The sequence below is a fragment of the Kineococcus rubinsiae genome, assembly GCF_011839805.1.
GTDB lineage: Bacteria > Actinomycetota > Actinomycetes > Actinomycetales > Kineococcaceae > Kineococcus > Kineococcus rubinsiae.
Genome location: NZ_VWPY01000019.1, coordinates 17,767 through 30,267, shown reverse-complemented (window position 1 = coordinate 30,267; position 12,501 = coordinate 17,767). Strand labels below are relative to the sequence as shown.

15 protein-coding genes are annotated in these 12,501 nt (G+C 73.3%); 8 read left to right on the top strand and 7 right to left on the bottom strand.

The window, feature by feature from the left end; genetic code table 11:
- The first annotated feature begins 62 nt into the window (after nucleotides 1–62).
- The 6 genes from F1544_RS11325 to F1544_RS11300 all read left to right on the top strand — a co-directional run bounded on the left by F1544_RS11325 (nucleotide 63) and on the right by F1544_RS11300 (nucleotide 3,506).
- Nucleotides 63–470, top strand: coding sequence for a hypothetical protein (locus F1544_RS11325; RefSeq protein ID WP_167585309.1), 408 nt, complete (start codon nucleotides 63–65; stop codon nucleotides 468–470).
- 280 nt (nucleotides 471–750) lie between these two features.
- Nucleotides 751–1,191: a hypothetical protein gene (locus F1544_RS11320; protein WP_167585307.1), complete on the top strand. Its 441-nt coding sequence runs from the start codon at nucleotides 751–753 to the stop codon at nucleotides 1,189–1,191.
- A complete protein-coding gene (locus F1544_RS11315) occupies nucleotides 1,188–1,526 on the top strand; it encodes a hypothetical protein (RefSeq protein WP_167585305.1) in 339 nt (112 codons plus the stop codon). Before F1544_RS11320 ends, F1544_RS11315 begins: the two co-directional genes overlap by 4 nt.
- Nucleotides 1,523–1,900: a hypothetical protein gene (locus F1544_RS11310; RefSeq protein ID WP_167585303.1), complete on the top strand. Its 378-nt coding sequence runs from the start codon at nucleotides 1,523–1,525 to the stop codon at nucleotides 1,898–1,900. The genes F1544_RS11315 and F1544_RS11310 overlap by 4 nt, the downstream gene beginning before the upstream one ends.
- A 5-nt stretch (nucleotides 1,901–1,905) precedes the next feature.
- Nucleotides 1,906–2,835 (top strand): hypothetical protein, encoded by a 930-nt coding sequence (locus F1544_RS11305; RefSeq protein ID WP_167585301.1) that lies wholly within the window; start codon nucleotides 1,906–1,908, stop codon nucleotides 2,833–2,835.
- Nucleotides 2,836–3,044: 209 nt separating this feature from the next.
- Nucleotides 3,045–3,506 carry a hypothetical protein gene (locus F1544_RS11300; protein ID WP_167585299.1) on the top strand — a complete coding sequence of 154 codons (462 nt, stop codon included), beginning with the start codon at nucleotides 3,045–3,047 and terminating at the stop codon, nucleotides 3,504–3,506.
- Between the two features lie 170 nt (nucleotides 3,507–3,676).
- On the opposite strand, the gene F1544_RS11295 is transcribed toward F1544_RS11300, so the two are convergent.
- From F1544_RS11295 to F1544_RS11280, 4 genes are all read right to left on the bottom strand, one after another.
- Nucleotides 3,677–5,041: a hypothetical protein gene (locus F1544_RS11295; RefSeq protein ID WP_167585297.1), complete on the bottom strand. Its 1,365-nt coding sequence runs from the start codon at nucleotides 5,039–5,041 to the stop codon at nucleotides 3,677–3,679.
- Complete coding sequence (locus F1544_RS11290) at nucleotides 5,029–5,373, bottom strand: hypothetical protein (protein ID WP_167585295.1); 345 nt, start codon at nucleotides 5,371–5,373, stop codon at nucleotides 5,029–5,031. Before F1544_RS11290 ends, F1544_RS11295 begins: the two co-directional genes overlap by 13 nt.
- Nucleotides 5,373–5,774: a hypothetical protein gene (locus F1544_RS11285; RefSeq protein WP_167585293.1), complete on the bottom strand. Its 402-nt coding sequence runs from the start codon at nucleotides 5,772–5,774 to the stop codon at nucleotides 5,373–5,375. The genes F1544_RS11290 and F1544_RS11285 overlap by 1 nt, the downstream gene beginning before the upstream one ends.
- A gap of 694 nt (nucleotides 5,775–6,468) precedes the next feature.
- Entirely contained in the window at nucleotides 6,469–6,999 is a 531-nt protein-coding gene (locus F1544_RS11280) for a CGNR zinc finger domain-containing protein (protein WP_308470012.1), read from the bottom strand.
- Between the two features lie 61 nt (nucleotides 7,000–7,060).
- On the opposite strand from F1544_RS11280, the gene F1544_RS11275 reads away from it, so the two are divergent.
- Both F1544_RS11275 and F1544_RS11270 read left to right on the top strand, forming a co-directional pair.
- Nucleotides 7,061–8,248 carry an epoxide hydrolase family protein gene (locus F1544_RS11275; RefSeq protein WP_308470011.1) on the top strand — a complete coding sequence of 396 codons (1,188 nt, stop codon included), beginning with the start codon at nucleotides 7,061–7,063 and terminating at the stop codon, nucleotides 8,246–8,248.
- A complete protein-coding gene (locus tag F1544_RS11270; protein ID WP_167585291.1) occupies nucleotides 8,245–8,646 on the top strand; it encodes an ester cyclase in 402 nt (133 codons plus the stop codon). The genes F1544_RS11275 and F1544_RS11270 overlap by 4 nt, the downstream gene beginning before the upstream one ends.
- A 5-nt stretch (nucleotides 8,647–8,651) precedes the next feature.
- On the opposite strand, the gene hflX is transcribed toward F1544_RS11270, so the two are convergent.
- From hflX to F1544_RS11255, 3 genes are all read right to left on the bottom strand, one after another.
- Nucleotides 8,652–9,800, bottom strand: a complete 1,149-nt coding sequence (hflX, locus tag F1544_RS11265) for a GTPase HflX (RefSeq protein WP_167585289.1) — start codon at nucleotides 9,798–9,800, stop codon at nucleotides 8,652–8,654.
- 63 nt (nucleotides 9,801–9,863) lie between these two features.
- Complete coding sequence (locus F1544_RS11260) at nucleotides 9,864–11,012, bottom strand: carboxylate-amine ligase (protein ID WP_167585287.1); 1,149 nt, start codon at nucleotides 11,010–11,012, stop codon at nucleotides 9,864–9,866.
- Complete coding sequence (locus F1544_RS11255) at nucleotides 11,009–12,415, bottom strand: M20/M25/M40 family metallo-hydrolase (RefSeq protein ID WP_208971698.1); 1,407 nt, start codon at nucleotides 12,413–12,415, stop codon at nucleotides 11,009–11,011. Before F1544_RS11255 ends, F1544_RS11260 begins: the two co-directional genes overlap by 4 nt.
- Nucleotides 12,416–12,501: the final 86 nt, after the last annotated feature.

The window sequence follows — 12,501 nt, the reverse complement described above, 5'->3', positions numbered from 1 at the left end:
AGCGATCCCACCGCTCCCCACCACTCCCGGGGGACCGGTCGCCCGACCCGAGAGGACCGACAATGCCCACCACCACTAGCGCCCCAGGGCCCGTGCTGACCTACCGCTGCGACGGGTGCGCCCGACTGATCAGCGACCTCGCCGGGGACCTGCACGTCGCCTACGCCGAGGTGCACGCACACCGCCACGGCAGCCGCTCAGAGCCCGCCAGGTGGGCTGCGCACCACCGCCGCTGCAACCCGCTGCCCAAGGCCGCCGGCTACCGCTTCCCCATCGAGGCGGCCCGCACCAGCACAGCCCTGCTCGTGTGGACCCTCGTGCTGTCCGAACGCGACTGGTACCGCCACACCGACTGGCCCGCGTTCGTGCGCCGCGTCCTCGAGGCCACGCACCTCCTGCGCACCGCGGCCACCGACCTCGCCACCCTCGAGCGCCGACCCCGCCGAGCCCGAGCGGAGGCCAGCGCGTGAGCACAGGCCGACGCGTGGTCGAGCTCGACGGCGACGAGGACCTGCACGACGAGGCCTCACACGACGCGACGCGAGGCCCGTTGCGCAGCAGGCCGAGGGGGGTGGGGGCCACAAGATCGCCTAGAAGGGGACAGGCGACCGTGAGGGTTGTCCCGCGTGCGTCGCGTGCCCGTAGGACCCCCCCAGGGGGCTCCCGGCTCGTGGCGGCCCGTGGGCCCCTGTTCGGGGGGTGCTGAGGGTGCCGTCGCCGAACCGGGCCTCTGTCGTGGCTGCTCGTCGGGTGCTGACCGGGCGCTCTGCACCGGTCCCGGCGCCGCCTGCGTGGCTGACCGACGACCCGGCCGGGCTCGAGCAGTGGCACCGGCTGTGGGAGCTGCCGTCGGCGGAGGCGTGGACCGCGTCGGAGCATGAGCAGGTCGCGCGCCTGGCGGCGATGTACGCCGCCGGGAACCGTCCGGGCACCCGCAACGCGATGGTGCAGGGGCAGCTCGAGAGCCGTCTCCTGCTGACGCCGATCGCTCGTCGGCACGCCGGGGTCGCGGTGCAGGGCGACCTGTTCACACCCGGCTCGACGGTCGCGGCCGACGTCGTGTCGGCGTTCGTCGACGAGCCCGCGGCGGGGGTCGTGGTGTGGAACACGAGTGGGGTGCTGCTCGAGCAGTTCGGGCAGCTGACGGCCGCGGGTCGTCGTGCGCTGCGTCGTGCGGGGGCTCGGGCGTGAGCCGGCGGGCGGGGCTGCGGGCGATCCCGCCGAATCTCGACGTCGAGGCGCAGCTCGAGTGGCGGCTGCTGTGGGGTGCCCCGGCGGCCGCGGGGTGGACGCGGCAGGACCGGTCGGCGGTGGCGCAGGTCGCGGTGTGGCGCTCGAGGCGGTCGGTCACGGGCCCGCAGCGGCAGCGGCGTCGGCGCCTCGAGGTGTCGCTCGGGCTGTTCGGCGACCTGCCTTCGGAGGTCCTCGGCGCGCTGCTGACCGACGACGTCGACCGCGCACCCGTGCCGCCGGTGCGGGTGGAGACCGCCGACGCCTCGGCGTCGGCAGAGGGGAGGAGCTCGTGAGCGGGATCAGCTTCGGGCCGCCGCGGGCCGTGCTCGAAGAGCAGCGGCGCCAGGCGGCGAGGCGTGGTCAGGAGGCGGCCGCGGTGCTGGCGCGAGAGCGCGCCGGGCGGGAGGCCGCGGCGCTGCGGGAGGTCGCGGCGCCGCTGGCTGCGGCGCTGGTGGCACAGATCGAACGTCAACGGACAGAGGGAGACACGACCATGACGGAGCAGCAGGAGGTCGCTGAGCAGGCGGCTGCGCTCGAGGTGGCGACGGCTGCCGCGGCGGGGAGGATGCGGCGCGGTCTCGGGCTGCCCGACCCGGCCCCGGCTGAGGTGGCGCCGGCGGACGACGCGGTCGCCCGGTCGCTGGCCCGGATGCGGGCGGGGCGGTGAGGGCCGTGAGGAGCGTCTCGACGCCGCAGGTGAGCACGAAGGAGCTGCAGGCCGGGCTGCCGCCAGCGCTGCTGCCAAGCCTGGCCGCGCGCAAGGTGGTCGAGGCGATCGACGCGGGGCTGATCGCCGATCCGCCCCCGGAGGTCGCGCAGGTGCTGGCCTCGCACCGGGCGGCGCTGCGGTCGCTGCGGGCGCACCGCCAGGAGGTGCCCGACCGGTTCCCGACGGCGCTGCGGACGGTGCAGCAGCGGCTGCGGGAGCAGCTGGACGTCGGGCAGGACCTCGACCACGACGACGTCGAGGCGCTGCGGCAGGCGCGCCTCGAGGACCTGGCCGAGGAGAGCGTGACGGCCGCCCTCGAGGGGTTCGTGGAGGGCACCGGAAGCGCCGTGACCCTTGAGGTCAGCGGCAGCGTCGACGAGATGATCGCCACGGCCGTCGCGCCGCTGCTCGAGGCGCTGAACCGGGACTGGCAGCCGCTGCTCGAGGCGCTCGAGGACCGCGACCCGCGACGCTCGGAGCTGTTCGTCGAGCTCGACGACGTCGCCGGGCGTGAGGCCATGCACGGTGCCCGGGAGGTCGCCGCGCGGCTGCGCAAGGTGCGCCAGCTGCACCGCGACCTCGTCGTGGTCCGCGTCGACAACTGGCAGTTCGGGGAGTGGGAGCGGGCGGGGCTGTTCGACCGCCCCGTCGGCGGCCCGGTGGAGGGCAGCGACCTCGATCGGCTCGTCCTGGCGGGGGTGCGCCCGGACTGGTGCCCGTCGGTCGCCGAGCTCGCCGACGCTGGTCGCCCGCCGCTGCGGAGCATCGTCGACGACCCGCGCGAGGCCCGTCGCCGTGAGGCGGAGTACGCCCGCCGCGAGGTCGAGGCGCGCAAGACTCACGCCATGCCCGCGACGACGTCGGCGCTGCAGCCGCCGGTCGTCGCCTCCTGATCGGCCGTCGTGCGTCAACGTCACCGGCCCGGGTTGCTCAGCGCGATGTCGTCCCCGGCGCCGGATCGAAGGGGTGCGAGCCGCGCGGCCCACGGCACCCCTGCGCACGACGGACCCCCCGCGGTGGGGCCCGGGTCGGTGCCCGCGATGGGCACCGACCGGGGTCCTGCCGCCCCCTACCTGACCAGCACGAGACGAGGAGTCCAGCCATGACCGAGACCACAGTCGACCGCAGCATGTCCGCCCCGGATCGGCGATGGGTGCGTGACCTCAGCGGCTACAAGACCACCCGCGGCGTGACCCTCGACGGGAACCTGTTCGGGGCGCTGCGCTTCCCCGGCGGAGCGCTGCCATCCGGCACGGTCGTCGCGCAGGTCAGCGCGCCGGCGACGAAGCTTGACGCCGACGGGGAGCCCGTCGAGGCCGTCACCCACCTGTGGGGGCCCTACGACCCCGCGGCCACCGACGGCCGCCAGATCGCCGAGCGGGGCCGCGTCGGGCACCTGCAGGTCGAGGTCAGCGTCGGGCCCGGCCGCCGAGTCACGACGTCCGTCCTCGACGCTGGCGGCATCGAGGTGCGCTACCTGCCCGGCTCCCCGATCGGCGGCGGGATCGGGCTCCTCGACGATGACGTGCGGGCTGCGCTAGCCGGGCGGATCCGCTACACCTGACCGCTCTGCCCTTGCTCGCCGGTGCCTCCACCTGCCGCCCCGGCGGCGTGGGGCAGCGGTGCCGCCACGGCCCCGATGGGACGACCGGACCGCTGAACCAGTGGCTGAGTGCATGCTCGCGTCAACCGCTGGTTCAGCTCGCCGTGGATGTCCAGCTCAAGAGGTTTCGTTCAGTCAGTCAGCATGGTCGCGGTTTCGGGATCATCGATCTCGTCAGCGCGGGCGCCGATTCGAGCGACCAGTATCGCGAGCGCGTCGTCGTCGGCGACGCCCTCTGCGATCTCTGCCTTGACCGCGTTCACAAGCGCTCTGTGTGCGTCAAGCGATAGTTGCGGATCGCTTCCGTAGCCAGTGGCTATGAGGACGTGATCAGTCTCGACCCCAATTTTCACAGGAAGCCGAACTAGCTGACCATCCTCGTTCGACTTGTACGACACCTGCAAGGCAATCTCAACGAGCGGTCGACGCTCGTGAGCCAAGAGCCGACAGGCGGCGATCGAGTCAAGCAGGTGTATGCCCTCGAAACGGACAGCTCTGAGGGCTGGACGAGAGAAGGTCGAATCCTCCTCAGGCTCGCCTTCCGCGACTCGAAACCGCGCGACAGTAATGTTCCGGTCAAACAGGCCAACCTGATCGAATCGCGTTGAGACTAGGTCCAGTATGAAGTCGGAAGCAGGGTGCAAACCGTTACCAACCTCAGCCGCAAGCTCGGCACGTGGCACATAGCCGCGCAGGTCCGTGCCTGTGACGAGTTGGACAGCCCCTGCGGCGGCCCGGGCAGCCTGCAGTCCCGGGCCGCGCACCTCCATGGCCGCCGCCCCCGTATCGGCAACCACCTGCGCCGACTGCCGGCTGGGGACCGGTGTCAGGGTGGCCTCCCCTCGCACGTCGTCGACCGTCGCCCGGTAGGAGCGGAACGTTCCGGAAACTTCGAGGCGGGCGGGATCAAACGCCAACTCTTCGAACACGAACCAACGAGCGACGCCGACGCGGACATAGCGTCCTGAGACGAGCTCCAGCAGCTCCCCCGCTAGGGCAGTATCGACGGTCTCTTGTGTGGGGAAGATTCGCGAGATGTGCCCCCGTTCAGCTGTGGGCTCTTCTTCGTGAGCGAGCACAAGTCGAGCAATCGCGTCAGCGTCCCAACCAAGTTCCTGCGCGATCCGCGAGGCGACTTGCTCGCTGTTGCCTGAGACCAGGAGGTCCCGCTCGCGTGCGACCGAACGGAGTGCTGACAAGCGAAGGCCGATCAAGGCCTTCTTGATCAGCTCATGGTCGAGTTCGTTGCCGTCGATCTCTCCGTCCGCAGTTGGGTTGGCAGCTATCACCTCGTCCTCGAGGGCGGTGCGAAGGTTATCCCTCAGCAACTCATCGATAGAAGGAGTGTTCGGTGAGCTTGTGAAGACTCGACGACCGGGGAGGCGACGAAGCTCCATGCCTCGGGCCTTTGCAAGCTCAATCAGATCGTGCGCTGCATCGTCCAACTCTTCCTTCGTGACAACCGTCGAAGGGCTAGTACGCTTCACTTCGGCCACTCTCCCTTCGTGACGGCGGTCTCGTAAGCTTGCATGATCACCCAGGCGGCTGCGGTGCATACCTGCGTCCACTTCTCGGCGTTGCCGATTTCCATCGAAGTGGCCAGTGCGTGTGTCTCGAGCGCACCCTCTGTAGCGATCGTCGCGGCCAACATCGTGGCCAGGTGCTTCTTGTTGACCTCATCATCTGGATCAAACCGCTTGAGGGCTGCTCGGAAGTCGTCGATCGTCTCGTAGTATGCGTCCCGCGGGAAGCTCTTGGGTTTCGTCCACCTCTTGAGGTCGAACGCCTTCGCCACCTCTTGTAGTTCGACCGGTATGCGGAACGCCATCAGTCGTCGTCGCGATCTGACCGGAGAGCCAGGGCGAGACCCAGTGCGAGCAGGGGCTGCGCGAGGATCGCCACCAAGAGGCAGGTCGCGATGATCACTTCTGGCAGTGGCCTGAACGTTTCCCCGCCGAAGATGACTGCCCAGGCGGTGCCTGCCCCGACTGCCGCGACGGCAACCACGATGGCCGCGGTCATGGCGAAGGGGAAGGCGCCGAGGGGCAGGCGTGCGGGACGGCGCCGCCCGGGCGTGGCGAGCGTCACCGTGAGACTGACCGTCGCTAACAGGAACGACTCGGCCGCGAGCAAGGCGGCCAAGGCTTGCCCGGTAGAGAACTCAGCGGCGGGCGCAGCGGTTGCCGAGACAAGCCACACGTCGCCCCCACCTATGTTCGGCTGGTTCACTTCGGGCCACGGACTGTACCGCGACGGGTACAGACGGGCCTGCGGCCCGCCTCACGGGCCGTTCGGCGGGCTTGGCGGCAGTCAGGTCAAGGACCACCCCGCACGGCACGCACGGCGCCCGCAGCCTCTGCACGTTCATCAGCCGGCGCAGCTCGAGGTGGGCCCGGCCGATGTCGACCGGGGCGAATAGGTGCTTGTGGCCGCTGCCCGCGGCGGGGGTTGGGAGCGTCGGGCACATCGCCATCTTGCCCCCTGGGTACGACAGCTGACCGGGTCGTGTCAGTGGCGGATGGTCTGCTGTGCCTTGGCCGTCGGTGCTGCTCGGGGTGGGGAAGACCCCGGGTGGCACCGGCGACCACCCGGCTCCTGGCCACCCCTACGTCAACGGCCGACGGTGCCAGCGTGGTTGCCAGTGGTGGGAACGATCTTGCACGTGTCACTCCATGTGAGTGCATGTCGGCGGGTTTCAGGGAGTGTCAAAACCCTGCACACAGGCCCCTGACCTGCGACGACGTCCCCTAACGTGGCACTGCCCGACATTTACTGACACCTGCCGAGACTGCGGACGGTCAATCTCGTAATGCGTAGGTCCCGGGTTCGAATCCCGGAGGTGGCTCACCCAGGCCCCTGGTCTCGTCCCCGGACGAGACCAGGGGCCTTCGTGCGTCCGGGGTGGAGACGCCCGAGGCCGGGGTCAGTCCGCCCGCCGCCGGCGGTAGGTGCGCGTCTTGTGGCGGTTGCCGCAGACCTCCATGGAGCACCAGCGCCCGCCGCCGCTGCGCGAGGTGTCGTGGAAGGCCCAGCGGCAGTCGGCCGCCGCGCACAGCTTCAGGCGGCTCCAGCCGCCGCCGGCCACGTGCGCGGCCACCGTCTCGACGAGGACGTCCAGACCCGGCACGCCGCTGTCGGCGGCCAGGCGCAGCCCGCCGGCGGGATCGGCGACCAGCCGCAGGCGGACGCCGTCCGGGAGGGGTGCCCCGGGACCGGCGCCGCCGGCGGCGTCCCGCAGCGCGGCGCGCAGGGCCAGCGCGGTGTCCAGGTCGCCCGCCCGCAGGGGCGCGTCCGCGGTCGCGAGCTCGTGCGCGGTCAGCCACGTCGCGAGGGCGCCGGGGGAGGTCAGCTCGTCCGCCGCGACGTGCTGCTCCCCGTGCCGGCTGAACGTCCGCTCGTCGAGGGTGTTGAGGAACTGCTCGACGAGGTCCAGGTCTCCTGCGGTGCGCACCACGACACCAGCTTACGTCGAAGCAGGTGTTGACGGTCGGCGACACCAGCTCTAGGTTTCAGCGGTGTCGACAACGACGAATGCCGCGACCCCCGACCACCGCCCCCTGCTCGCCGTCCCCGACGGCGACCTCGAGGACCTGAGGGCCCGACTGCGGGCGACGAGGTGGGCGGCGTCGTGGCCCGTCGAGCCGTGGTCGGTCGAGCCGTGGCAGGCCGGCACCGACGGCGCCGAGCTGCGGCGCCTGGTCGCGCTCTGGGCCGACGGCTACGACTGGCGCCGGCACGAGCGCGAGATCAACGCGCTGCCGTCCCGCTCCGCCGACCTCGACGGGACGCGCGTGAACCACCTGCGCTTCGACGCCGAGCGCGAGGGGGCCCTGCCGCTCGTGCTGACCAACGGCTGGCCCAGCACCGCCTGCGAGCTGGTCAAGCTCGCCCGGCGGCTGTCCACGCCGTCGCGGTACGGCGGGCGGGCGGAGGACGCCTTCACGGTCGTGGTGCCGTCGCTGCCCGGCTTCCCCCTCTCCGCCGCCGGGCACCCCGGCCCGGGCGGCGCGCTGCCGACCCACGAGCTGTGGCACCGCCTCATGCACGACGAGCTCGGGTTCGAGCGCTACGGCGCCCACGGCAGCGACCTCGGGGCCGGGATCACCGGGCGGCTCGCGCAGGCCCACCCCGAGTCGGTGGTCGGCATCCACCTGCTCGCCGCGGACTCGACGCCCCGCGAGGACGACGGCCACCTGACGGGCGAGGAGCGGGCCTTCCTGGACGACGTGTCGGCGTGGGCGGCGGAGGAAGGTGCCTACGCGCACCAGCAGAGCACCCGCCCGCTGACGCTGGCGCAGGGGCTGAGCGACTCCCCGTCCGGTCTGCTCGCGTGGATCCTGGAGAAGCACCGCGCCTGGAGCGACTGCGGCGGTGACGTCTCGTCCCGGTTCAGCGACGACTACCTCCTGACCCAGGCCTCGCTCTACTGGTTCACCGGCACCATCTCCACCTCGTTCCGGCCCTACTACGAGCGGGGCCACGGCCTCGTGTCGACGCTGGAGCGCGTGGAGGTGCCGACCGCCCTCGCGCTGTTCCCCGCCGACCTGGGCGCGCCGCCGCCGGGGAGCTGGGTGCAGCGCCGCTACCACCTCACGCGGTACACGCCCATGCCCCGCGGGGGGCACTTCGCCGCCCACGAGGAGCCCGGGCTCCTGGCCGACGACATCACCGCGTTCTTCCGCCCGGCGGAGCAGGCGCGGTGAACGGCGGCGCCCTCGAGCGGCACTACCGGGACTACCTCGCCGCGCTGGACGACCGGCGCTTCGAGGACCTGCCGGCGTTCGTCGCCGACGAGCTCACGTACAACGAGGCGTCGCTCAGCGCCGCGCGGTACCGCGCCCTCCTCGAGGACGACGTGCGCCGGATCCCCGACCTGTCCTTCGACGTGCAGCACCTCGTCGTCGCCGGCGATCACGTGGCCGCCCGCCTGCGCTTCGACTGCACGCCCGTGGAGACCTTCCACGGGTTCGAGCCCACCGGGTCGCGCGTGGTCTTCACCGAGCACGTCTTCTACCGGTTCCGGGACGACCGCATCGTCCAGGTCTGGTCCCTGCTCGACGTCGCCGCCCTGCAGCGGCAGCTGGGCCGCCCGGAGTCCTGACCGGGTCAGGCCGGGCGGACCCGGCGGGCCAGCTCCTCCCGCAGCTCCGCGACCCCCTCGCCCGTCAGCGCGGACACGGCCCGCGCCTCGGGGTAGATGCGCTGCAGGGCGTCCACCCACTCCGGCGGGGCCACGTCGATCTTGTTCAGCACCAGCAGCTCCGGGACGTCGGAGGCGCCGATCTCGCGCAGCACCCCGCGCACGGTGCTCACCCGGTCGCAGGCGTCCGGGGCGGCCGCGTCGACGACGTGCAGGGCGAGGTCGGCGCGCACGACCTCCTCCAGCGTGGAGCGGAAGGCCTCGACGAGCTGGTGCGGGAGGTTGCGGACGAAGCCGACCGTGTCGGTCACGGTGAAGAGGACGTCGTCGACGACGACCCGGCGCACCGTCGGGTCGAGCGTCGCGAACAGCTCCGCGCGGACCTCGACGTCGGCGCCCGCCAGGCGGTTGAGCAGGGCGGACTTGCCGACGTCGGTGTAACCGGTCAGGGCCACCGCCGGCACGTCGTTGCGGGCCCGCCGGTCGCGGGTCCGCTCGCGCCGCTGCGCGATGTCGGTGGCCTTGCGGCGCAGGTCGCGGGCGCGCCGGCGCAACCGGCGGCGCTCCGCCTCCAGCCGCGTCTCACCGGGCCCGCGGACGCCGATGCCCTGCCCCCCTGCGACCCGCCCGCCGCCGACGCGGGAGAGGTTGCGGGCGCTGCCGCGCAGGCGGGGCAGCTGGTAGGCGATCTGGGCGAGCTCCACCTGCGTGCGGCCCTCGCTGCTGCGGGCGTGCTGGGCGAAGATGTCGAGGACGAGCGCGGTGCGGTCGACCACGCGGACCCCGGTGCGGCTCTCGAGGGTCCGGACCTGGGCGGGGGTCAGCTCGTCGTCGGCGATGACGAGGTCGGCGCCCGTCCGCTCCAGCTCCGCGACGACGTCGGAGACCTTGCCGGTGCCGAGGTAGGTGGCCGGGTCGGGGTGGTCGCGCGTCTGCCGCACGTCGGCCACGACCTGCACGCCGTCGGTCTCGGCGAGCCGGTGCAGCTCGTGCAGCGAGCCGTCGACGTCGTGGTCGCCGGTGTCGACGGCGAGCGCCACGGCGGTGGGCCCGCCGTCGCGCGCGCTGCGCGGCCGGCCGTCCACGGGGGTTCCGGTGAGCCAGGTTCCGGGCACGTGCCCTCCTCGGGGTGGGAAGCGGTTCTCGTGGTCTGGGGGATCCGCGTGGCGGTCGGGGGCTCACGCGGCCGGGACGCGCGCCCCCGCGTCGGGCGGGCCCGCGTCGCGCAGCACCGCGCGGGTCGCGGCCGCGAGGTCCCCGCTGCGGTGCAGGGCCGCGCGCTGGCGGGTGGCGGACGTGCCGTCGGCGAGGAGGCGCTCGACGAGGCCGGCGACCTCGTCGAACTCCCCGGCGTCGGTGAGGTCGTCGCGCAGCTCCGCCAGCAGGCCGCGCACGGCGGCGGGGGCGGGGACGAGGGCTCCGGTGCCGGGGTCGACGAGGGAGTCGGACAGGCCGTGGCGGGCGGCCCGCCAGCGCGCCGCGCGCAGCGTCTCGGGGCGCAGCGCCGGCACCGGCGTGCCCGCCTCCGCCCGCCGCGCCAGCACCCGGGTGAGGGAGCGGCACAGCGCGGCGTGCAGGACGGCGTCGTCCAGCCGCGGGCAGACGTCGGCGACGCGGAACTCCAGCGTGGGGTAGCGCAGGGAGGGCCGGGCGTCCCAGTAGAGGTGCGAGGCGTCGTCGACGACCCCCGCCACGCGCAGCGACTCCACGACGTCGCGGAACCCCTGCGCGTCCCCGAGCTGCTCCGGCGCACCGGTGATGGGCCAGCGGGCGAACCACTGCGTCCGGTAGCTGTCGTACCCGGTGTCGGTGCCCTCGTGGAAGGGGGAGCTGCCCGTCATGGCCAGCAGCACCGGCAGGTACGGGCGCACCCGGTCCAGCACGGCGACGGCGACGTCGAGGGAGGGGACCCCGACGTGGACGTGGCACCCGCAGATGACCTGCTGCAGGGCGAGCAGGCCCCAGCGCTGCACGAGGTCGAGGTAGCGCGGGCGCGGGGTCACGCGCTGGTCCTCCCAGCCGGCCCAGGGGTGCGTCGAGGCCGGCAGCGGCAGGACCCCGAACGGTTCCACCGCGGCCCACGCCTCGGCGCGCGCCGAGGCGAGGTCGGCGCGCACCTCGGCCAGCGTGCGGCAGACCGCCGTCCCGATCTCGATCTGGGTGGTGCCGATCTCGGCGGAGATCCGCGGGCCGAGCCGGCCGGCGAGCGCCTCGGCGTTCAGCCGGGGGTCGTCGCGCAGCGCCAGCGTCGCGCGGTCGACGAGGTGGTACTCCTCCTCGACCCCGAGGGTCGCCCCGACGGGCCCGGGGAGCGGGGTGCCGCTCACGCCTGCGCCAGGCGGGACCAGAGCCGGGCCAGCGTGACGACCCCGGACAGCAGCACGTCGACCTGGACGCACTCGTCGCTGTCGTGCCAGTTGTCCTCCGGCAGGCCCGTCCCGAAGAACACCAGGGGAGCGCCGACCGAGGAGACGAGCAGGCTGGCGGGGGAGCCGCCCGCGTTGCGCATCCGGCCGACCGGGCGGTCGAAGCCCTCCTCCATCGCCTCCCGCAGGACGCCGAGCGCCGGGAGGTCCTCGGGCGTGACGTAGGGCTCCTGGCCCTTCTCCGGCGAGATCTGCAGGTCGTAGGCGAAGCGGTCGCTGATGGTCTCCGCCACCCACCGGCGCACCTGGTCGGCGACCCCGCGCACGGTCTGGCGCGGCACGGTGCGGATGCTGATGTCGGCCATCGCCACCGCGGGGATCGCGCCCTCCGACGGCCCGACCGGGTCACCGGCCAGCAGGGTGGTGACCTCCAGCGCCGGCCGGACGTAAAGCCGCTCCGGAACGCTGTAGCCGCGCTCCCCGCCCACCGAGCGGGTGCTGCTGCGCTCCAGCCAGTCCGCCTCGTCGTAGGGCAGTTCCGCCAGGCCCTCGCGCTCCTGCGGGCCCGCCTCCTCCACGTCGTCGTAGAACCCCGGCAGGGTGATGCGGCCGTCGGCGTCGTGCAGCTGCCCGAGCAGGCGCGCGAGCTCCAGGACGGGGTTGGGCGCGGGCCCCGACACGGCCCCGGAGTGCACGTCGCGCATCGGGCCCAGCACGCGCAGCTGCGCGCTCACGGACCCGCGCACCCCCGTGCAGACCGCGGGCGCCGAGGACGCCCACGTCATGGTGTCCGACAGCACGACCAGGTCGGCGCGCAGCTGCTCGTGGTGGGTGTCCAGCAGGTCGGCGAGGTGGGTGGAGCTGGCCTCCTCCTCGCCCTCGACGAGGACGGTCAGGTTCACGGCGGGGGCCGTCCGGCCGGTCGCGGCGAGGTGGGCGCGCACGGCCCACACGTGGGCGAGCACCTGCCCCTTGGCGTCGGACGTCCCGCGGCCCCACAGCCGCCCGTCGCGCAGCGCGGGCTCGAAGGGCGGGGTCTGCTCCCAGTGGTCGTCCTTGGCCGGCCGGACGTCGTGGTGGCTGTAGACGAGGACGGTGGGCGCGCCGGGCGCCTCGTGCCAGCGGGCGAACACCGCGGGCGCTCCCTCGGTGCGCCAGACCTCGACCTCGGGGAACCCGGTGTCCCGCAGCACGGCCGCGAGCCAGTGCGCCGAGCGGACCATGTCCGGGGCGTTGTCCGGGTCGGCGGACACCGACCGGATGCGCGCCCAGCCCGTCAGGTGCTCGATCAGCTCGCCGGCGTGGGCGTCGACGTGGGCGCGGACGGCGGTGAGCTCGTCGGTGCGGTCGGAGGTGGTGGTCACGGTGCGGCTCCGCGGTAGCAGCGGGGAGCCGCGCCCCTGGACGTCCCGGACCCATGCCAGCACTGCCGCCACGGTCCCGCCAGCCG

Coding starts and splice junctions, on each gene's coding strand:
- F1544_RS11325 (WP_167585309.1), top strand. CDS start 63: ATGCCCACCACCACTAGCGCCCCAGGGCCCGTGCTGACCTACCGCTGC.
- F1544_RS11300 (WP_167585299.1), top strand. CDS start 3,045: ATGACCGAGACCACAGTCGACCGCAGCATGTCCGCCCCGGATCGGCGA.
- F1544_RS11290 (WP_167585295.1), bottom strand. CDS start 5,373: ATGGCGTTCCGCATACCGGTCGAACTACAAGAGGTGGCGAAGGCGTTC.